We start from the raw sequence: 22600 nt of genomic DNA, 5'->3' as shown, positions 1-22600 counted from the left end.
ATAAAAGAAAACCTTTTTGTTTAGCAAAAAGGTTACAAAATATTAATGTTATTTGTATTACAATAGTCTACAAATTCCTGACTTCAAATTGAGGGATACACTTCAGCAATGTGTTGTTTTTCCAAAAAACCCATCATGATTCTATTTACATAAATTCCACATGTTAAAGTTAGTGGCAATTGGTCAGACTTAATCAGGTGATTGTAAATTGTTTCAGATTTTTGAGATTCTTTTAAAATTGTGTTTTGATTTTTATAAGTATCACGATCCACTTGGTAGGCAACATACCCAGCACTAATAACTTTCTCGCAACTTTTATTATAATAATAAATCTTGGCATAAGATTTAAAATCAAAAACATCACTTGAAAACTGTTGGGTACTGTTTTGGCTATTTGTTTTCTCAATGTAATCTTGAATTACAAATGAACCATTATCTTTTGCAAAACGGTTTAATCTATCTTTAAAAGAAATCAGTGGGTACAGCTCTTTTAGTTTCTTGTAAGTCACAAAAGTTAGAGTGCTACCAAAGTGATTTTTTTCTAATGTTGGGAACATTTTGCTACATTCATTATCAATTTCAAAAATAGTTGAAAAGATTTTTGAAGCAACTTCAACAATTTCTTTATCATCTTTTTTGTCCTTAACAATTTCAATTCCCATTTCTTCATATGAAATTGATGAACTGTTATCAACCTTAACATCTCTTTCGATAACTGTCATATTTGTTAGAATACCACTACCATCTTCAGTGAAATCATTTTTATAAAGAAAGTAACGTCTTCATTTGTTGTTTGACTGGATGACCTCACCATATCCATCAATAGATTTGTTATCAAAGTCAATAACCCTTTTAGTTCCTTGGGCATCATCATTCAATCACAGTTGGCGATCAGTTATGGCTGCACTTGGAATTTCTAAAAGATTAAAAGTGCTTTTGATTTTTCCTCGCAAATTACTCACCACAAAATCTATCCCCATGATTGTTTCTTTTGGTGTTAACTTTGAAATGTAACCAAGTGTTATCCCGTGTTTCATAATTTATCCTCTTGGCTTCATTTGAGGGAATAAAATTACATCTTTAATAGATTCAGCACCAGTTAATAACATTACAAGTCTATCAATTCCAATACCAATTCCAGCAGTTGGGGGCATTCCATATTCAAGTGCTTCAACAAAATCAATATCCATATCTGAAGCTTCGTCATTTCCGGCCTCTGCTTCTTTGATTTGGTCTAAAAATCTTTCATATTGATCTATTGGGTTGTTCAACTCAGAAAAGGCATTAGCATATTCTCTATTAATAATAAATAGTTCAAATCTATCTGTGAATCTTGAATCTTGCTCATTTAATTTTGCAAGGGGTGAGATTTCTCTTGGGTGTCCATAAATAAATGTTGGGTCAATGATTGTGCTTTCAACAAATTCTTCAAAAAACAAGTTAATAATATGACCAACTGAGAATTGGTGTTTTTCAACTTCAACTCCTTTTTCTTTGGCAATTTTTTTAGCTTCTTCATAACTCATTGGTTTTCAAAAATCAACCCCAGTTATTTCTTTAATAGCATCAACCATATGTCATTTTTTAAATGGTTTTCCTAAATCAAGTTTGTGACCACCATAAGTCAGGGTGGTTTTCCCATTAACAGCTTTTGCACTTTCTCTAATTAACTCTTCACATAAGTTCATAACAAAGTCCATATTTTTGTAAGCTACATAGATTTCAATTGTTGTAAATTCTGGATTATGTCTGGTGCTCATTCCCTCATTTCGAAAGAGTCTTCCAATTTCATAAACACCCTCAAAGCCTCCAACAATACATCTTTTTAAGTGAAGTTCGGGTGCAATACGTAAGTAAAATTCTGAATCCAAAGCATTGTAGTGTGTTGCAAATGGTTTAGCAGCAGCCCCACCACGAAGTTGGTGTAAAATTGGGGTTTCAACTTCCATATAACCTTTGCTATCTAAAGTTGATTGAATTGTTCTAATAACTTTATTACGATCAATGAATGTTTGGCGTGTTTCTGGATTAACAATTAGGTCAACATAACGACGACGATATCTTTCTTCAATATCTGCAATTCCTGAATGTTTATCGGGAAGAGGCTTTAAAGCCTTACTTAGTAATTTAAAACTTTCAACTCTAATTGTTAATTCACCATGATCGGTTTTCATCATAGATCCTGTAACTCCAATAATGTCTCCTAAATCTAGGTCTTTAAAAAATTCAAATTCTGCGTCTCCAAGTTCGTCTTGGCGGGTGTAAATTTGGATCATTCCATATTGGTCTTGGATATTTGCAAAGATTGCTTTTTTTCCTGCTTCTCTAAATAACCTTATTCTTCCTGCAGTACTAATTTTTGTTGTTTGTTTTGTTTGTAACTCTTCTTTTGAAAATTTATTAAATTGTTCATTAAGTTGTGTGGTTGTGTGAGTTCTATCAAAAACAGTATTTATAAATGGGTCTCGTCCTTTGCTAACTAAGTCATTGTATTTCTCACGGCGAACTCTTTCTTGTTCACTAAAATTTCTTTCCATATTATCTTTCATTTGTTTTCTCCTTTATATTGAATTTATTTCATAATAATTAAAAATGTCAATTAAATCATTATATGATTGTATTTCCACTGCTAGTTTTTTCATGTGCAGTGTTATAGGGTTCTTCCCTAAAACTGCAATATATCATAATAGTTGCTTGCGCATTTCTCTAATAGCAAATTCCTCAGTTTTTGCTTCCATTAATAATTTGGTGTGCCTGGCAACCGTTTCTTTTCATTCGGTAAAAGTTGGTTTTGGTAATGTTTCACCAGTTTCTAAAAAGTGATTGATTTCTCTAAAAACTCATGGGTTTCCTTGTGCTGCCCGGGCAATCATTATTGCATCACAACCCGTTTCTTCAAACATTTGCTTGGCTGTTGGCCCATCCACAACATCGCCATTCCCAATAACAGGGATCTTGATAGCATCTTTCACTTTTTTAATTCATGACCAATCAGCCTTACCTGTATAAAATTGATTTCTTGTTCTCCCATGAATTGCAATTGCTGCAGCTCCATTTGCTTCGGCGATTTTTGCAAGTTCAACAACATTTTTATTGTTTTCATCTCAACCAATTCTCATTTTTACAGTTACAGGTTTGCTAGTGCTTTTAACCACTGCAGCAATTACCTCTCCAACTCTTTCGGGATACTTTAATAAATTTGATCCAGCTTGACTTCTAACAGCAACTTTTGGTGCTGGACAACCCATGTTGATATCAATAATATCACATTCAGAAAGTTCATCAACAATTTTTGCGGCTGTTACAAATGAGTTAACATCAAATCCAAATATCTGTAAAGAAATTGGATGCTCAAACTTCGAGACCTCAATCATAGTTTTAGTTTTTTGATTATTGTGGACTAAACCCTCAGTGCTCACCATTTCTGCATAAACCAACGCTGCTCCATATTCTTTACAAATAATTCGAAAAGCTTCATTTGTGGTTCCGGCCATTGGTCCTAAAATTAACTTACCATTAATTTCAATATTTTTAATTTTCATAAGCACTAACCCACAAGTTCGGTGTTCAAATATAACAAGTGGTTTATTTCTGTGAACTTAATGTAAATGTGTTTTGAATCATTTGCAAAGAAATCACAGATGTGCTTGGCTACTGCCTCCTGCTTTAATGGTCTTCCAATTCAATCAATTGTGACTAAGATAGCATCCTTGTCATAACCATTTCCTATTAACTTACTTGGTTCATGTCAAAAAACCACATTTTTAACATCTGAATTGATCATTTGTGCTAACTCGCCTGCTTTTTTAAAATATTCTTGGACCCTATCTTCAGGTACTCCCCTAAAACTTAAAATTGGCATATATTTCCCACCTTTTCTATTTGATTATATATTTTTTTCATATTTTTTTGTACATAAAATTAAAAAACACATAATGTTTTATGTGTTTTTTAGCAACTATGATCAATCAATTTCTGATGGTTTTTTTGGGTTTGAGTTTATTTTAATTTCATCAATTAATCCATTTCTGACATGGATAACCTTGTCCCCAATTTCAGCAATGTTCGGGTTATGAGTAACCACAATCATTGTTGTTCTATACTTATCTTTAATTTCTACTAGAGTTTCTAGAACTTTTCTACCCATCTCTTCATCTAAAGCTCCTGTTGGTTCATCACCAAAAAGAATTTCAGGATTTTTTGCCAAGGCTCTTGCAATAGAAACCCTTTGTTGCTGTCCACCTGACATTTGGTGTGGATATTTATTCATTTGTTCTTCCATACCAATTGTTTTAAAAATATCTTCAATTGACATTGATTTTTCTTTTGAACTATTTAAATTTTCACCAACTTCTGCATTTTCTTTTGCAGTTAAATTTGACAATAAATTATATTGTTGAAAAATAAATCCAACATTATCACGTCTAAATTTTGTAAGGTGTGAATCTTTTAATAGTGAAAGATTATTACCAATTACAAAAACATCACCTTGGTTAGCTTTATCTAGACCAGAAATAATGTTTAGCAAGGTGGTTTTTCCAGAACCTGATGGTCCTAAAATAACAATAAATTTACCTTTTTCAATTTTTAAGTCAATTCCTTTTAAAATTTCAGTGACACTCTCTCCACCTGGATATCATTTTTTTACATTGCTTAATTCAATAACATATTCTTGAATATTTGGCTTACTGTTTGTTGTTGAAATAATGGCTCCGTTCAAAATTTCTTTAGAATATTTTGAAGTTGCTTGTCTTTGAACTTTAAGTTTTTGTCTAAAACCTTTGATTCCTTCCTCGGTTACTGCGGGAAGTTCAATATTTTTATACTCTCTAACCTTGATTACATTTGCTTCAGGTTTTTTTGAAACTTTTGGTGCTTTGGGCTCTTTGGGAGCCTTAGGTGCTTTTGCGGCTTTTGGTTGCTTAGCTTGAACACTTTTATCAAGATCTAATTCTTTGTTTGGTTCACCCATGTTTTCATCCTTTCAGAAAACTAAATAACGTCTCTATGATTATAGCATCTTTAATTAATTAATGTTTTTAATTTTTCAGGATTGATTATGTATTTTTTCTTGCAAAAATCACAAACCACTTCAACTTCTTCGCCATGTTCATAGGCTTTTGTGATTTCCTCAACACCCAGCATTTTTACTGAATCCATAACTTTGTTTTCATTGCAAGTACATTCAAATTTTAATTCAGCCACACCCAAAACCTTGGCATCTTGAGCAATATCTTTTAATAGTGCTTCATAATTTGTGGTTTCAATCAAAATCTTTTTAAGGTAGTCAATTGACCCTACCTTTTCTTCGATAAAGCTAATGTTTTCTTCGGTGTATCCTGGTAATAATTGAATAATAATTCCAACAGCTTTTTCGATGCCGCCCTTATCATCAATTTCAACTGTAGAAGTGATTAATGAGTGGATTTGGTCTGATTTTTGGAGATAATACATATAATCTAAATTAATTTCTCCTGAAATTAATTCAACTCTTGAAGTATAGGGCTCTTTTTTATCTTGATCATAACGTGAAACTTGTAAAAAACCGTTTGTTCCCACTGTCTGTGACAAGGGGCTGCCATCTCCTTTTTCTTCTGAAATTTGTGTTGCATCAAAATCAGGATTTTCAACATAACCTCTTATTGTGTTGTTTTGGAATTCTGTAATAATTGTTCCTGCAAAACCCATTCCATTTAGGTTTGTGGTCATTTTGTTACCATCTTTCAAACTCAAACTAATTAAAGCATTATTAATTAAAGCCCTTCCTAGTGCCACACTTGTTAATGGATTGGTTCCTTGTAATTTCACTATTTCTGCTAGTGATTCAGTGATATCAACAACTGCCATCTTAATATTATTCTTTTCGCTGATTGCTCTAATTTGCATGTCCATTGTTTTTCCCCCTCAAATTTACTTATTTATTATACTTTTTTTAATCTAAAAGTGCACACTTTAATAAGAAAAAAGCATTTTTGGTTGGTTTAAATAAACTCAACTAAAATGCTTTGAACTATTTATCATCGTCATCATCAGGTTCAATTTCAAGAATTTCTCCTGATTCTCTTTTTTTAATTTCTGCATCACGGCGTTTTTTCTCTTTAACCACAATGTCAGGAAGTTTCATATTTTTATTGATGTAGTCAATTTGCTCTGCAGTAATTGTTTCTAAAATTCTTAGAGACTCTGCAATTAGTTCAAGCAGACTCAAGTTATCTTTAATTGTTTGAACAGCAATTTTGTAACTATCATCAAGAATTGTTGCAATTTCTTGATCAATTTTTGCAGCTACTTCATCTGAATAAACACCCTTGGTTTGTCCATAAGCTTCTTCTTGCATTGTTACAAACTTTGTTAAACCAAGTTTTGACATCCCAAATTGTGTAACCATTCGGCGAGCAATGTTTGTAGCTTTATCTAAATCATCATGTGCTCCAGTGGTTACTTTTTGTTTACCAAATTTAATTTCTTCTGCAGCACGACCTCCAAGGTATCCCGCAATTGAAGCTCTTAGATCATCAATTGAAGAAAAGTTTGATTCATCTTTTGGAGTCATAATTGTGTATCCCCCAGCATTACCACGAGGAATAATTGTAACTTTTTGAACTTTTGAAGCTGAGTCTAATTTTAACCCAATCAAGGCATGACCAGCTTCATGGTATGAAACAATTTGTTTGTCTTGAACTGTCATAGCTCTTGATTTTTTAGCTGGTCCACCAACAACTCTGTCGATTGCTTCATCAATGTCATGAATTGTTATCATTTTTCTTTTATCTCTAACCACTAAAATTGCAGCTTCATTTAAAACGTTTTCGAGTTGAGCACCAGAAAACCCTGGTGTTCTTTCTGCAATTCTAGTTCACTCAATTTCAGGTGAAACAGTTTTGTTGCGAGCATGTAGTTTTAAAATATCTTCTCTTTCACGAATATCGGGTAGAGAGATTTGAATAGTTCTATCAAAACGCCCAGGTCTTAATAAAGCAGGGTCAAGAACATCAACCCTATTGGTTGCTGCCATAACAATAACCCCTGAGTTGGTTCCGAAACCATCCATTTCAACTAATAGTTGGTTTAAGGTTTGTTCAGTTGTTCCTGTACCCATTGAGGCATTACGTTTTCTACCAACTGCATCAATTTCATCAATAAAGATAATACATGGTGCAGCTTTTTTAGCATCTGCAAATAGATCTCTAACTCTACTTGCACCTAATCCCACAAACATTTCTTCAAATTCTGAACCAGCCATTGTAAAGAATGCCACTCCAGCTTCTCCAGCAACAGCTTTTGCTAGTAAAGTTTTCCCTGTTCCTGGGGGCCCTTCCATTAGCACTCCCTTGGGAACTCTAGCTCCCATTTGAGCATATTTATTTGGGTTTTTTAAATAGTCAACAACTTCAACAAGTTCTTGTTTTTCTTCATTGATTCCAGCAACATCAATAAACTTAACATCTGACTTGGTTTCACGAGGTCTTTGTTTGTTTTGTCCAAACATTCCGCCACCCATTCCGCCACCTTTTGTCATTGCTGAAATTGCTCAAAAGTAGACTGCAATAAGTAAAACCATTGGTAACAAACTAGTTGCTAATGACAATCAAATTGATGTAGTTTGGTATGTTATGTAAACAGTTGCCCCTACTGTTTTTTGGAATTCCGCAAATTGTTCAAAGGTTAAGACTTGCTTAAAGTTAAGTAGTCTATCACCTTGTAGGAAAACTCCTGTTACTAAATAGGCATTATTGGTTACTTGATTTGCGGTGATGCTACCTTGTATACTTGACCAGTTGCTATCATAGTCAATTCCTCCGCTTGGTCAAGTGACAATTGAACCACTTCTAAACTGGAATATTGCATAGACCAAAATAATTAGGGCCACAAATAGGATTAAAATGATCCAGAATTTCTTTTTGTTTTTCATTGTTTCACCTTTTCTAAGACAATAGTTTAATTTTATCATTTTAAAATAAATTATTTAAGATTATTTTATTTGTTTTGTCAAAAACAATAGGTTTAAAAAACCTTTCAAAATAGCTTGTTTTTGCCTTTTTATAAAGTTTGCTCAGCTTTTTGTTTTCATATGTAAGAGAATTTTTTAGATGTTCTCAATCATTTGAAACATAAAGATTGCTGTTATAACTTGTTAAATCTATATGATTAAAAAAATCCTTTTCTTGTTTGGTTAGTTCACATATTTTTTTATTGATAACTAAAACCATGTTCTTATTTAGAAAATGAACGTTTTGGCGATCTTTAATAATTAACAACTCTCCAATTAAAATTTTAATATAACTCTTGTCAGAATTCAATTGATTTATAATTTCTTTTAGAGTTTGTTTTTTTCTTGAATAGAAATTTGTTTCAAGATTCAAATTTTGAATAATCTTAAATAAAAATCTTTGAGCTTGTTCTTTATCTCCACTAAAATTATCAATTGAGTAAAAATTTTGAGGTTCTAAATTGTTGGTCTTTTTAACAAGATTTTTAATTCTTTTATTATCTATGGCCTTTTTTACAAGTAATTCATCAAAATCTGCTTCTTTAAGGTTTTTTCTGATGGCATTTCTTTTAAATTTTATGTCTGTGTTTGTTGAATCTACTGCATATACCAGATTATTTTGCTGCAAATAGTCCAGAATTTCACTTTTTTTGAATCCAATAATTGGTCTGTATATTTGCATTTCATTAACTAGACTTTGTTTTTTTATTCCAAAATAATCCACTAAACTATTTTTGTTTTTTTGCATTAAGTAGGTTTCAATGTCATCATTCAAATTGTGAGCAATAAGAACTTTATCAAAACCGGTCTCTGCTAGTATTTCTTTAAAAAAATTATACCTGACTTGGCGAGCCCAACTTTCAAAATTACTTTTAAGTTTTGAATAATCTTGCTCAATAACTTTGATATAAAGTTTTATCTTTTTTTCTTGACAATAGTTCTCACAAATTTGTTGATCATTTTTAGCATCAACTCGGTAGTTATAATTGACATGACAAGCCACAATGTTTTTGGCATTAACTTTTCTAACAAGATTGTCTAGCAAAAACAAACTATCAGGTCCACCAGAAAAACCAACAACATATTTCTTTTTATTACAAATACTAAATTTAGTCATGAAAAAGTTCCTCTGCTTCTGGAGTGTAAGTACCATCTGGGTTGTGAATGATTAGTGGTTTTAAAAATTTCAAACCTTGATTGCCATCATTAATTGCTTCAATTAAAACTTTTTTTGCATCTTGATCTGCTTTTGAATAAATCACTTCGATCCTTTTCACAGCAAAATTATGTTTCTTTAGTACGAAAATTATCTCATCCAATCTTTCAGCTAAGTGGATTAATAGAAACCTTCCACCATTTTTAAGTCCAACCTTTGCAGCATAAACCAGTTGATCTAATGTGATTGTTAGTTCATGTCTGGCAGTTGATAACTTAGGATTTGAATTTAGGTTCGGCTCTTCATTCACTTTAAAAAATGGAGGGTTAGAATAAACTACATCAAAAAAATTATTTTTGTTTTTAATAAATTCTTTAATGTCTTCATTTACAATTTCAACTTTATTAGTTAATTTATTAAGTTCTAAATTTTCTTTAGCTAGTGCTGCAGCTTCTGTATTTATTTCCACACCAATAATTTTTGAATCATCATTTGTGTAACAAGAAAGAATTAAAGGGATGATGCCATTGTTGGTTCCAAAATCACAAATCAATTTATCACTTTTTTTTGGTGTATAAAATCTAGCTAGCAAAATTGAATCAAGGGAAAAAGAAAACATTTCTGTTTCCTGTAAAATCTTGAGATTTTTGTAATTTAATACATTGTTGACTACTTTCATATTGGGGCCTCAAAAATTTTAATGAAAAAATTCTCAATAATTAAATTTGTATAACTGGATCTTTTAATTTCTAAAATTGTGTCTAAGAAAAATTCGGCTACCTCTTGGCGGTTTGTTAAGATTTCTTTTTTATAAATTTGATTTAAAATTTCAATTTGTTCTTTCTTGTCTTTTCTTTTAAAATTTTCTGAATACAATAGGGCTTCATTTTTTTTATTATTTTGAATTAAGTCTAGTAACTCTAGGTCAATATCTAAATCTACAACGCGCTCTTCAACCATGATTGTTTTGCATCTTGACTTAATGGTTGAAATAATTTGGTTTCTGTCATTAGTTAATAAAAATGCAAATACGCCTGTTGGTGGTTCTTCAAGAAGCTTCAAGATTGCATTGGCTGCCGTTTCTGTTAGATTCTCAACGTTTTTAATCAAGTATACTTTTAATGAAGATTGTTCAAATGTTGATGAAGAAAAACTTGTAATCAATTCATTGACACTTTCTTTTTTAATTAAATTAACTCCGTCACCAATTCTGATTAAATTTAGTAGGTTGTTTTTTTCAAATTTGCAACACAAAGCACAGCCATCGTTTTTTATGGCGTGGTTTTCACAAATTGTCATTCTGATAATTTCCTCAACAATGTTTTCTAACTGTGTTTGATTATTACAAGAAAAGATTGTTGAGTGAAACATCTGCCCATTAGTTAACAACTCATTAAAGTAAGTGATAATTTTGCTATCTTGCATTTTTTCTATTAATTCTTTCATTAATTGTGTTTTCAACTAGAAACTCAACTTGAGTTAATACTTCTTGAATTGTCTTGCGAGCATCAACAACTTTAATGCGGTCTGAATGTTCAGAAATTAAAATTTGATAACCTTCATAAACTGCATTGTGGAAATTACTTTTTTCTTTTTCAATACGGTCGACAGCTCTTTTTCTATTAATTAATCGGGCTTGTGCCTCATTTGGTGTGATATCAAAAAATATTGTTAAGTCAGGTTTTGTTGATCCAAGAACAATATTTTGAACCTCATCAACATCTGCCATCCCAATATTGCGGGCATGTCCTTGATATGCTGAAGTGGAATCCATAAAGCGGTCACAAATAACTAGGGTTCCGCTTTTTAAAGCAGGAACAATGATTTTATCCAAATGTTGTTTTCTTGCTGCAATGTATAATAATGTTTCAGTTCAGTGGGTTGGTTGACTCTCATGATCTAAAATCATATGACGAATTTTTTCAGCCAGCGGTTCCCCCCCGGGTTCTCTGGTCAATAAAACCTTAAAACCTTTTTGGGTCATGCTGTCTTTTAACATTTTTGCAATTGTTGTTTTTCCTGAGCCGTCAATACCCTCAAGTGTAATGAATATCATAAATCTACTCCTCTTCTTTTATTGATTTTCTGTTCAATATCGCATCATCAATTGTATCGTTATCAATGTAATCCAATACACCTCCAAGAGGAATTCCGCGGGCAATTCTTGTGATGTTTTTGCATTTGCTTTTCAATCTAGCTCCTAAATAATTTGCGGTTACTTCACCTTCAAATGTCAAATTAAGTGCTAGGATGATTTCCATGTCTGTACTTATTCTATCAAACAACTGTGCTATTTTTAAATTTTCAGGTTGAATATTTTTAGGTAAGTTAATTTCACCATTCAAAACATGAATTAGACCATTATAATTGCTTTCCGATATTTTTTGAGCGTCAGTTAAATAAGAGACAACACACATTTGGTTTTGGTTGCGTTTTTTTTGATCACAAAAGTCACAGTAGTTTTCTTTCTTATAATAAAAACATCTTTCACAAAAACTAAATTTCTCGCTGATTTCAGATATGACTTTGATAAGTTTATCTTTTTTGGATTGATTTGTCAGAATTTCAAAAAAGATTTTTTTGGCTGCCTTTGTGCCAATACCCTCAAATTCTTTTAAAATTTCAATAATTTCATTCATCACTAATCCACCACTTTAACGTCTTCCCCAAAAATTGAAACAACTTTTTTTGTAATGTCATCAACATTTTCAGGCACAACTATACTGTGATAATAATTTTCCTCATCGGTAATTGTTGAAGTTGTTGGCAATGTATTTTGAGATTTGCGAAACATAAATTCATTTTTTAACTGTTGTCATTGTTCTTTGGTAATACAGATAATAATTTTTTTAAATCCTAAAAACTCAGAGAGGTTATCACGATAATCCTTATTTTGCATTTTTCAATTTATTCATTTTGAAACCTCGTCAATATCTGGAACAATCACAAAACATTCTTTGTTTGATGCTTTTACTTTAGAATCTATGAATGGTAAAAATAGCTGGTTGTTTTTTAATTGTGGATTTGCATTAACTTCCTTAAATTTGTCCTCAACCATAATGCGGTCTTCTTTTGATGCGGTTGCAATAACTTCAAGAATTTTTTCACTTGAAATTTTAAAATTGAATTTTTGATCTTTCATTTCTTGGTTCATCAAAACCATTTGGCTGACAAATTCAGTCTCTGAATTATTAATTGTTTTGTCTGCAAAGTTGTGAATAATTGGTTCATCACTAATCTCTGGTTCAACTTTATTTTCATAAAAGTTCTTAATCTCTGGTTCGCTATTGTTGATTGGTTGCTCAAGTGTTTGTGTAGTTTCATCATGATGAACATTTGTGCAACTTTGATTAGTTTCAAAAGAATGCTTTGGTTCAACTTCATCTATCTTAAAATTGTTTGTTTCTACAACAACTTCTTGTTTTTCATCAACAAAAGAGTTGTCAATTTTAACAACACTTATAGGTGTTTCAATATCCTTGATTGTTTTTAGCATGTTTATAAGAATGTATTGATAGTTAACATTTGAATTCTTTGATTTTGTATAAGCATCAATTATGTTATCAACAAAATTGAAAACATTTTTTAGTTCAACTTGGTCAAACTGTTTTGCTTCTTCATAAGATAACAACTTTAAAAGCTCTGAATTTTTTGTCATTTTAAAAGTTATGATTTCTTTTAAAATATCAATTATTCCTAAAGTTGTTACTTGGAAATCAATACCTTGGTCATTTGCTGTTTCAAAAAAGTTGATGATTTCTTTTGCGTCTTTTTCAAAAACTTTGTTAACTAAAACTAGTTTGTCTTTCTTGGTTGTTATATAAAAAACTTTTTTTAAATCTTCACTTGTTATCTCTGAATTTGTAATTACCATTGTTTGCTCTAAATAATTAAGGGCATCTCTTAGTGATCCATCTGACATATAAAAAATTTCTTCAAGGGCTTCGTTGTTAATTGACATTCCTTCTTTTTCACAAACTTGGCTAATTCGTTTTTCTAATGCGTTTTTTGTAATACCTTTGAAATTGAATAGCTGACATCTAGAGATGATTGTCTCAGGAATTTTTGAAAATTCTGTTGTTGCCAAAATAAAAACCACATGTGTTGGTGGCTCTTCTAAAGTTTTTAACAATGCATTAAATGCAGAGTTTGTTAACATATGAACCTCATCAATTATATAAACTTTATATTTTGACATTACCGGCATTGTTGAAACATTCATCTTGATATTTCTGATCTCATCAACTCCATTATTTGAAGCAGCATCCATTTCAAAAATGTCGGCGTGGGCATTCTTGTTAAACTCTTTGCAGCTGTTACATTCTTCACAAGGGTTATAACCTTGTAGGTTTTCACAGTTAATTGTTTTTGCCATTATTTTAGCAATTGATGTTTTTCCTGTTCCTCTTTGTCCAGAAAATAGAAGTGCGTGAGGGAAGTTGCTATTTTTGATTTCTGAAATTAAAATCTCTTTAATTCCTTCATGACCAGCAACCTCATCAAGGTTTTTTGGTCGGTACTGTCTATATAATGATTTTTTGTTCTCCATGTTTTTGCACCTCTAATCAAATATATTTTACATTTTATTTCTTAAATTTTTAAAGAAAAGTTTAAGCTCTTTTTCTAAAATTCCTGTCCCATCAGTTTCTTTAAAAAAATTTATCTTTGTTTTGAATCTTCAGTAGTCACATTTTATGTTCTCTAAAAAATAGTGAACTTCAGTAATGTGGCTCTGTTCAATTGCAGCAATACACAAAAGACAGGGTTTCAATGAAACATACATTTTGTACTCTGCAAGATTTTTCGATTTAGTTTTTTTAAATATTTTATTAATTACCTTTATTTCTGCATGGCCTAAAATACATTTTTTTCTTTCTCTGTTGTTTTTGCCAACAGCGACAATCTTGTTATTTTTGTCCACTAGTATTGCTGCAACAGGAACGTCCTTAGACTTATTACATTTTTTAATTTCTAAGATTATTTTTTGTAATATTTCACTGTTCATAAATACCTCTCAAAATAAAAAAGTCATTGTACAAGGCACTGGATTCTTATGGCTGCTACCTTCCGGTCCTGACCAGTTTCGAACGTCACCCTTACAATGACATACTTATAATATCATAAAAACTATATTTTTCTCAGGAAATTAAAATATCATCTTTGTTTCACGTGAAACACGGTTGGGATTTAAAAATACAAATAAAAAACGTTTCACGTGAAACGTTAAATATTATAGATAATCATTATTATCAAAATAAGGTTTTAAAGCTTCGGGGAGATGTAGCTTGGTACCATCAAAATGGTTTTCTAAGATTGCTGCAAACAACCTGTCAATTGCTAACCCAGATCCATTTAGTGTATTTAGGAATTGGGTTTTACCTTCAGTATTTTTAAATCTTGCTCCCATTCTTCTGGCTTGAAAATCTCCACAATTCGAACATGATGAGATTTCTCTAAACTTACTTTGATTTGGGAATCAAACCTCTAGATCATATGTTTTTTGAGATGCAAAGCCAACATCACCACTACATAATTCTACAACTCGATAAGGTAAATTAAATAACTGTAAACAGTCTTCTGCATCTTGAACCATTTTCTCTAGTTCATCATATGAATCTTTTGGTTCACAAATTTTAACCATTTCAACTTTATTAAATTGATGCAGCCTTATCATTCCCTTTGTGTCTCTTCCAGCACTTCCAGCTTCTCTTCGAAAACATTGACTGAATGATGTTAAATACATTGGTAATTTTTTGGTATCTACAATTTCTCCTCGCACAATGTTTGTTAATGAAACTTCTGATGTTGGAATTAAAAATTGATTATCAATTTTATATGCGTCATCTTCAAATTTTGGAAGTTGACCTGTTCCTAGCATGTTTTCTTCATTAACAAGAAGCGGCAACATCATTTCTTTATATCCATGTTTTTTATGGCGTTTTAATAAAATATCTGCAATTGCCCTTACCATAATTGCTCCGTTTTCAGTATAAGCCAAAAACCTTGTTCCTGATATTTTTGCTCCTAATTCGAAGTCAACAAGATTTAATCTGGTTGCAATATCTCAATGGGGGATATTTGTTTTTCTAAAATCTTTTTTAACTCACTTTCTAATTTCTACATTATCATTTTCATCTTTACCAACAGGCATATTATCATTAGGTATGTTTGGTAGTTGTAAGTTCTTTTTATAAATATCTTCATTAATAACTTTTAGTTCTTCATCCAATTTATCAATTTTTCCAGAAATTTCAGATACTTGTTTTTTTGCAATTTCAATTTCTGCTTTTTTGTTTTGACGTGCAAGAGTTCCAATTTCTTTTGAAAATTTATTTTTTTGTGCTTTCATCTCTTCAACAATTTTTGTTAATTCTTTACGTTTACTATTTAATTCTAAAATATCTTTTAGATCTTTGGTGTAATCTTTTTGACGTGTGTTTAATTGACGACACACTTTTTCAAAGTCTGTTTCAATACGGTTAATGTCTAACATGTGTTAGCCTCCTTTGTTATATTCAACTGATGAAGTTGTGATATATTCATTTTCATCTAAATTAAATCCAATAACTCCTGATGAGTTTCTTGATTGTTGTTTTATTTCTGAAGAGTGAATTTTAATAATTTTACCTTGAGATGAAATCATTATAATTTCATCTGTGTCTCTGATTGCATGAATTGCTTTAAACTTACCTGTTTTCTCATTTAGCTTCATTACAGCAATTCCTTTTGAACCTCTCCTAATTGGGTTATATTCACTTATAAGTGTTTTTTTAATAATTCCTAGTTCTGAGATTGTGGCAATGCTGTCGTTGTTATAATCAGAAAGTGCTGACATTACTTTGTCTTCTTTATCTAAAGTTATTCCTTTGACTCCTCTTGAAGAACGAGACATTGGTCTAAATTCATTTTCATTTATTTTGATTATTTTTCCTCTTTTGGATGCAATTAAAATATGATCTTTTCCAGTAGTTGGAATTACTGTTCTTAAGGTATCTTTGTTATCTAGATTGATTGCAATTTTTCCAAAATTATTTATTCTTTCAAATTCATTGATATCAACTTTTTTTACAATTCCATTTGAAGTTACAAAAGCTAAGTACTTAAATTTATTGCCTTTATTTTTCATTGATAAGATTGAAGTAATTTTTTCACTTGAACTTATTCCAATGAAATTGATGATTGGCATCCCTCTCGACGTTCTTGAAAATTGTGTGATTGAATACCCCTTAACTTTATAAACTTTTCCTTGATCTGAGAAAAATAAAACGTCGTCTTTGGTTTTACCAATTCTTGAAATAATAATATTGTCTTCTGGATATGAGTTAATAATAATTCCTTTTCCACCACGTTTTTGAGCTTTAAAGTCTTCATTGTTTAAACGACGCAAGTACCCATCTTCACTTAAAGTTAAAATCATTTTTTGGTTTTGAATTAGTTCTTCATCATCAATTACTGTTTGTTCAACTTGGATTATTTGGGTGCGGCGGTCATCACCATATTTATCTGCAATTTCTTGCAGTTGATTAACTAAAATTATATTTTGTTCTTCTTTAGAATTAATAATTTTAATTAATTCTAAAATTCTAGCTTCAGTGGTTTGAATTTCATTATCAATTTTTTCAATTTCTAAACCAACCAGTCTTTGCAATCTCATGTCTAAAATTGCTTTTGATTGTTTTTCATCAAACCCAAATTTTTTATTTAGGTTTTGGTGGGCAAGTTCAGTTGTTTTTGATTCTTTAATAATTTTTATAACTTCATCAATATTGTCTATGGCAATTCTGATAGCTTTTAGAATATGTAATCTTGCATCCAATTTGTTTTTTTCAAAAATAGATCTTTTTAAAATCATTTCAATTTGGTGTTTTACATACAAGCGAATAATATCTTTAATGTTAAGAACTTGGGGAATACCATTATTTAAAGCTAACATATTAATTGTAAAATTTGTTTGTAGGCTTGTATATTTGTAAAGTCTTTTAATAATTAACTGAGCATTTGCAGCATTTGCTAACTCTAAAACAACTCTGATTCCTTCATAGTTTGATTCATCCCTAATGTCTGAAATTCCCACAATGGTTTTTTCTTTATAAAGTTCAGCAATTTTTTCAACTATTTTTGCTTTGTTGGTTTGGTAGGGAATTTCACTAATGACAATTCTTTGTTTTTTATTATTTTCTTCAATTTCAATCTTAGCTCTTAAAGTTAAATTTCCTCTTCCTGTTTCATAACCATCAACCATGGTTTTACCATTGGTCATTAAAGCACCAGTAGGAAAATCAGGCCCTTTTATGTATGTTAAAATTTCTTTAATTGAAATGTTGGCGTCACTAATGTAAGCTCTAATGGCTGCAATAACTTCACGCAAATTATGTGGTGGAATGTTTGTTGCCATACCAACTGCAATTCCAGTGGCTCCATTTACTAAAAGATTTGGGAAATAGCCTGTTAAATGTTTTGGTTCTCTTTCTGAAGCATCATAATTATCAACAAAAGGGACTGTTTCCATATCAATATCTTTTAACAACATATTTGATATTTTTGCAAGTCTGGCTTCTGTATATCTCATAGCAGCAGCTCCATCTCCATCGATGGATCCAAAGTTTCCATGACCTTCAACTAATGGGTAACGATATGAAAAATCCTGAGACATTCTTACCATAGCTTCATAAACTGAACTATCTCCATGTGGGTGGTATTTACCAATAACTTCCCCAACAATACGAGCAGATTTTTTATGTGGTGTGTCTGCAGTGATTTTTAAATCATTCATTGCATAAATAATTCTTCGGTGAACTGGTTTTAGTCCATCTTTTAAATCTGGTAAAGCACGACTAACAATAACACTCATAGAGTATTCTAAAAAATCTTTTTCAACTTCTGCTTTAAAATCAACTTCTATAATTTTCTCTAATTTATTATTGTCTGCCATTTTTTCTTCCTCCAGTTATACTAAACATCAATACTTTCAACAAATTGTGCATTCTCAGTAATAAAATTTTTCCTCATTTCAGGATTTTCTCCCATTAGACTTGATAAAACTTCATTGGCTAAAAAAGCGTCCTCAACCTTAACTTGTATCATAGTTCTACGCTCTGGATCCATTGTGGTTTCTCACAATTGAATTGGGTCCATTTCACCTAATCCTTTATATCTTTGAATTGTATATTTTATATCCTTATATTTGTTTTGTTTTAATTTTTCTAGTTCTGCATCTGAATATGCATAGTCAGTATTTTTTTTACCATCACTAATTTTATAAAGTGGGGGTTGAGCAATATAGATATTGCCATTATTAATTAATTCTTTCATGTATCTATAAAAAAAAGTTAGCAACAATATTCTAATGTGGGCTCCATCAACATCAGCATCAGTCATAATAATTATTTTATTATATCTAATTTTATTTAGCTCTAGGTTTTTTTTCACACCTGTACCAATTGCAGCAATTATTGATTGAATTTCATTATTTTCAAAAGCTCTTGCTTGTTTAACTTTTTCAACATTAAGGACTTTACCTCTAAGTGATAAAATTGCTTGGTTTTTTCGGTTTCTTCCAGTTTTAGCACTACCTCCAGCTGAATCCCCTTCGACTAAATATAGTTCTGCTTCTGCAGCACTTTTTGATTCACAGTCTGCAAGTTTTCCAGGTAAAGAAAAGTTATCAATTGCTGATTTTCTACGAGTGTCCTCTCTTGCTCTTTGAGCTGCTTTTCGGGCTTTTTGAGAGATCATTATTTTTTCAATTATTTTTTTCCCATCTGTTGGATTTTTTAAAAGGAATTCTTTAAATGATTCAAACACAACATTACTAGTGGCTTCACGAGCATCTGGGTTTGACAATTTTGCTTTGGTTTGTCCTTCATATAATGGGTCTCGGTGCTTAATTGAAACAACTCCACATAAACCTTCTTTGATGTCATCATAAACAAATTTATTACCTTTGAAATTTTTAAGTTCATTTGTATAGTTGTTCAATGCTTTTAGTAAAGCATTTTTAAAACCTTCTTCATGTGATCCACCCTCACTTGTGTAAATATTATTACAAAATGAAAATAGGGTTTCATCATAAGTGTCATTGTATTGAATTGATGCTTCAACTTCAATACCTTCATATTTATCAATTATATAAAAAATTTCATTATTAATTTTTTCTTTCCCACTATTAATTTCTTTAATATAATCTTTGATTCCATCTTCAAAAATATATGTGATTTGTTTATCATTTCTCTCATCATATAAATTAATTTTTAAACCTTTGTTTAAAAATGCTAGCTGCTTAATTTTTGAACGAATAACTCTAAAATCAAATTCTACAGTCTCTTTAAAAATAGTTGGATCAGGTTTGAATTTTATTAGTGTCCCATTAACATCACTTACACCAATTTCTTTGATTGGAGTTGCTTCACTACCACCATTATAAAATTTTTGATAATAGATTTTATTGTCTCGGCAAACCATAGCTTCAACATGCAAAGACAAAGCATTGACAACAGATGCTCCAACCCCATGTAAACCACCTGAAATTTTGTAAGTAGATTCATCAAATTTTCCCCCAGCATGTAGAACAGTAAAAATTGTTTCTAAAGTTGTTTTGTTTGTTTTTGGGTGAATATCAATAGGAATCCCTCTACCGTTATCTTTAACAATTATTTCTTCATTTTGAGTGATGACAATAGTTACTTCATTACAAAAACCTGCTAATGCTTCATCAACAGAGTTGTCCAAAATTTCTCAAACCAAGTGATGTAATCCATTTTTATTTGTATTACCAATATACATCCCCGGTCTTTTTCTAACTGCTTCTAGTCCTTCAAGAACCTGAATCTGATTTGCTCCATATTTATTGTCCATTAGTATAATCCCTGCTTTCCATTTTTAATTTGAAGACATTGGTAAAATAACTTGTTTTAATGTTTTCTCCTCTTCAGAACAAATAACAATTGGTTTTTTTTCATCAAGAAGCTGAATCTCAATTGTTTTTGCTTCAAAGGTTCTTAATGCATCTAATAAAAACCTGGGATTTAAATAAATGTTTTGCTCTTCAATTCCTTCTAATGAATATTCTTTAAATTCTTCTTCGAAACTTGCAATTTGTTGAATGTTTGATTTGATGATCATTTTGTCTCCCTCAATCATCATGTTAACAACAGTGGCGCTGGCTTCATCACTTGGAATGTCAGCTCTTGAAATTAGTTTACTAATTTTTTTATTTTCCACAATTATTTTGGTAGCAAAGTCATCGGGGAAAACTACTTCCACATTTGGGTATTGACCTTCTAAAACACTTGTTTGAATTAAAGTATTTCCTATTGTAAAACAACAAGTGTTGTCCATTAAACTAATTTTGCAAACACCTTTATCCATTAATAATTTTTGGATCTCTAAAATAGTTTTGTAAGGAATGTTGGTATTAATATGTTCATTAGTTTTTTCATGTAAATAAATTTCTTTTCTTGAAACTCTAAAACCATCTGTTCCAGTTACAAACAAACTTTCCCCAGCTGCATTTAAATTTATCCCAGTTAAAACTAGTTTTTGGTTTGACTCATTAACAGAAATAATTGTTTGAGCCAAAGCTTTTTTGAACTCTTCAGTTTCAACACTAGCAATTTGTCCTCTTTCTTTAAAAGCAACAGTTGGAAAACCACTATCATCTAAAATGTTTAAAGAAAATTCAGACCTATCCCCATATAAAGAAATTAAATTATCATCAATTTTTGAAATTGAAACATAAGCATCATCCATTCTTTTTAAGATCTCTAAAATATATTTACCTCTAATTAAAAAATTACCAGTATCTTTAAACTCTAAACCACCTTGCCCAGAAAAAACTTTACTTTTAATATTCATGATACTATTCATTGAAGAAAAAGAAACACAATCACCATCACATTCAACGAAAATACCCATTGAATAAGACAACACTGATTTATTATCAATAATACGATTACATTTTGTTAATTCTTCAATTAAAAAATTTCGTTCAATTTTAAAAAACATATATTCACCCCAATTATATTAAAATTATTTTTTATTATTATGGTGTGGAAAAGTGGAAAACAACCACAAACACCATAAATAATAGACTAACCTAGAATTATAATAACATTTTATTAGTAAGAATAATACGCCTAAGAAGTAATTTCCTTTTTCAATTTTGTTACTAAATCTTTAAATTTTTTATCAGCCTTAATGTTTGTTTCAATTTTATTGATGGCATGAGTCACAGTTGAATGATCTCTTGAACCAAAAATACTCCCAATTTCTGATTGATTCATTTTTAATAAATCACTTATTAAATACATAGCTAGATGTCTTGGATTTGCAACAGTTTGAATTCGAGATTTTCCTTCAAGTTGAGTTGAAGTAACCCCATATTTATCTGCAACAACGTCTTTAATTTTTTGAGCAGTTAATTCACTTCCGGGTGCATAAACGCTGTCTTTTAATATTTCAAAAATATCATCATAATCTAAAACTTTATCCCCTTGTTCTAAAAAAACAAAGGAAATCATGTTAATTGATCCTTCAATTCTACGAACGTCATTTGCATGACAACTTGCAATATAAGAAACTGCCGAGTCAGAAAGTTTGATTTTAGCAACACTTGCTTTAAATTTGATAATTTCATGTTTTATTTGAGTATCTAAAGATTCTAATTTTACTTTTAAACCCTGTGAGAATCGCGAAACTAAACGCACATCAAAACCATTAAGTTTTTCAGGTGCTTTATCAGAAGTTAAAACAATTTGGGCATTTTTTTCAATTAGTTGATTAAATACATTAAAAAAGATTTCATTTGTTTTTGAACTATTTGCTAAAAACTGAATATCATCAAGTAATAAAACTTGTAGATCAGCTAAATTATGTTTCACTTCTTCAATTTTTTCATAACCTGCATTTAGTGAACCCACAACCTCTTTTCTAAAATCAACAGAAGTCATATAACGCACCGAAATTCCTGGATATTTTGCTATTAAACTATTATAAATAGCTCCAAGCAAGTGGGTTTTACCTAAACCAGATTCACCATGAATAAATAATGGGTTTCAAACTGTTCCTGGTTTTTCAACAATATCATGTGCTGCTTTAATAGCATTTTTATTACTTGCTCCAGAAACATAGTTATCAAAGGTAAATTTTGAAAAACTATTTATTTTGTTATTATCTTTTATTGAATCAAAAGCTACTTTGTTTTTGTGCTCATCAGTGTGCATCAAAACAACTTTTACAGAATGTCCAACAATTTTTGAAAATCCATTTTCAATTTCTTTTTTGATATTTAATAAGAGTGATTTTGCTAAGTTTGAATTTACTATCATTTCAAAATCACTATCATTAACAGTTTCAATTTTTGCATCCTTAATATAATCATTATATTCTTCAGGAGTAATTAAATCTGATGAAATGAATCACTGTTTTAATTCTTTTATTAAGTTTGTTTCTTTCAT

At 30.6% G+C, this 22600-nt stretch carries 19 protein-coding genes and 1 other RNA gene; all 20 read right to left on the bottom strand.

Translation table 4 applies throughout. From position 1 onward, the window contains the following. Positions 1-32 precede the first annotated feature (32 nt). On the bottom strand, positions 33-1037 hold the full coding sequence (locus SCLAR_RS00100) for a class-II aminoacyl-tRNA synthetase family protein (RefSeq protein ID WP_100253919.1): 1005 nt from the start codon (positions 1035-1037) through the stop codon (positions 33-35). A 3-nt stretch (positions 1038-1040) separates the two neighbouring features. Continuing rightward, positions 1041-2549 carry a lysine--tRNA ligase gene (gene lysS, locus SCLAR_RS00095; protein WP_100253918.1) on the bottom strand — a complete coding sequence of 503 codons (1509 nt, stop codon included), beginning with the start codon at positions 2547-2549 and terminating at the stop codon, positions 1041-1043. Positions 2550-2561: 12 nt separating this feature from the next. Next, positions 2562-3542: a tRNA dihydrouridine synthase DusB gene (gene dusB, locus SCLAR_RS00090; protein WP_100253917.1), complete on the bottom strand. Its 981-nt coding sequence runs from the start codon at positions 3540-3542 to the stop codon at positions 2562-2564. Positions 3543-3547: 5 nt separating this feature from the next. Then, positions 3548-3862 (bottom strand): DUF1904 family protein, encoded by a 315-nt coding sequence (locus SCLAR_RS00085; RefSeq protein ID WP_100253916.1) that lies wholly within the window; start codon positions 3860-3862, stop codon positions 3548-3550. A gap of 96 nt (positions 3863-3958) precedes the next feature. Beyond that, complete coding sequence (locus SCLAR_RS00080) at positions 3959-4972, bottom strand: ABC transporter ATP-binding protein (RefSeq protein ID WP_100253915.1); 1014 nt, start codon at positions 4970-4972, stop codon at positions 3959-3961. 50 nt (positions 4973-5022) lie between these two features. Next, positions 5023-5892, bottom strand: a complete 870-nt coding sequence (locus SCLAR_RS00075; RefSeq protein ID WP_100253914.1) for an Hsp33 family molecular chaperone HslO — start codon at positions 5890-5892, stop codon at positions 5023-5025. A gap of 118 nt (positions 5893-6010) precedes the next feature. Further along, a complete protein-coding gene (gene ftsH / locus SCLAR_RS00070) occupies positions 6011-7912 on the bottom strand; it encodes an ATP-dependent zinc metalloprotease FtsH (protein ID WP_100253913.1) in 1902 nt (633 codons plus the stop codon). 40 nt (positions 7913-7952) lie between these two features. Continuing rightward, entirely contained in the window at positions 7953-9107 is a 1155-nt protein-coding gene (gene tilS, locus SCLAR_RS00065; protein WP_157795109.1) for a tRNA lysidine(34) synthetase TilS, read from the bottom strand. Continuing rightward, entirely contained in the window at positions 9100-9825 is a 726-nt protein-coding gene (locus tag SCLAR_RS00060; protein WP_100253911.1) for a tRNA1(Val) (adenine(37)-N6)-methyltransferase, read from the bottom strand. The genes tilS and SCLAR_RS00060 overlap by 8 nt, the downstream gene beginning before the upstream one ends. Further along, positions 9816-10592, bottom strand: a complete 777-nt coding sequence (locus tag SCLAR_RS00055) for a hypothetical protein (protein WP_100253910.1) — start codon at positions 10590-10592, stop codon at positions 9816-9818. Before SCLAR_RS00055 ends, SCLAR_RS00060 begins: the two co-directional genes overlap by 10 nt. Then, on the bottom strand, positions 10561-11202 hold the full coding sequence (gene tmk, locus SCLAR_RS00050; RefSeq protein WP_100253909.1) for a dTMP kinase: 642 nt from the start codon (positions 11200-11202) through the stop codon (positions 10561-10563). Before tmk ends, SCLAR_RS00055 begins: the two co-directional genes overlap by 32 nt. 4 nt (positions 11203-11206) lie before the next feature. Further along, entirely contained in the window at positions 11207-11785 is a 579-nt protein-coding gene (locus SCLAR_RS00045; protein ID WP_100253908.1) for a toprim domain-containing protein, read from the bottom strand. Positions 11786-11787: 2 nt separating this feature from the next. Further along, positions 11788-13695 carry a DNA polymerase III subunit gamma/tau gene (gene dnaX, locus SCLAR_RS00040; RefSeq protein WP_100253907.1) on the bottom strand — a complete coding sequence of 636 codons (1908 nt, stop codon included), beginning with the start codon at positions 13693-13695 and terminating at the stop codon, positions 11788-11790. Positions 13696-13722: 27 nt separating this feature from the next. Next, entirely contained in the window at positions 13723-14151 is a 429-nt protein-coding gene (locus tag SCLAR_RS00035) for a deaminase (protein ID WP_100253906.1), read from the bottom strand. A gap of 10 nt (positions 14152-14161) precedes the next feature. Further along, positions 14162-14259: signal recognition particle sRNA small type (ffs, locus tag SCLAR_RS00030), an RNA gene on the bottom strand. 117 nt (positions 14260-14376) lie between these two features. Beyond that, positions 14377-15639 (bottom strand): serine--tRNA ligase, encoded by a 1263-nt coding sequence (serS, locus tag SCLAR_RS00025; protein ID WP_100253905.1) that lies wholly within the window; start codon positions 15637-15639, stop codon positions 14377-14379. 3 nt (positions 15640-15642) lie between these two features. Next, a complete protein-coding gene (gene gyrA, locus SCLAR_RS00020; protein ID WP_100253904.1) occupies positions 15643-18078 on the bottom strand; it encodes a DNA topoisomerase (ATP-hydrolyzing) subunit A in 2436 nt (811 codons plus the stop codon). Positions 18079-18098: 20 nt separating this feature from the next. Beyond that, on the bottom strand, positions 18099-20000 hold the full coding sequence (gyrB, locus tag SCLAR_RS00015) for a DNA topoisomerase (ATP-hydrolyzing) subunit B (protein ID WP_100253903.1): 1902 nt from the start codon (positions 19998-20000) through the stop codon (positions 18099-18101). A gap of 24 nt (positions 20001-20024) precedes the next feature. After that, complete coding sequence (dnaN, locus tag SCLAR_RS00010; RefSeq protein ID WP_100253902.1) at positions 20025-21149, bottom strand: DNA polymerase III subunit beta; 1125 nt, start codon at positions 21147-21149, stop codon at positions 20025-20027. A gap of 131 nt (positions 21150-21280) precedes the next feature. Then, positions 21281-22600 (bottom strand): chromosomal replication initiator protein DnaA, encoded by a 1320-nt coding sequence (gene dnaA / locus SCLAR_RS00005; protein ID WP_100253901.1) that lies wholly within the window; start codon positions 22598-22600, stop codon positions 21281-21283.

This window comes from Spiroplasma clarkii (assembly GCF_002795265.1).
GTDB lineage: Bacteria > Bacillota_I > Bacilli_A > Mycoplasmatales > Mycoplasmataceae > Spiroplasma_A > Spiroplasma_A clarkii.
The sequence above is the reverse complement of the archived record's forward strand: the minus strand, read 5'-3'. Positions and strand labels throughout refer to the sequence as shown.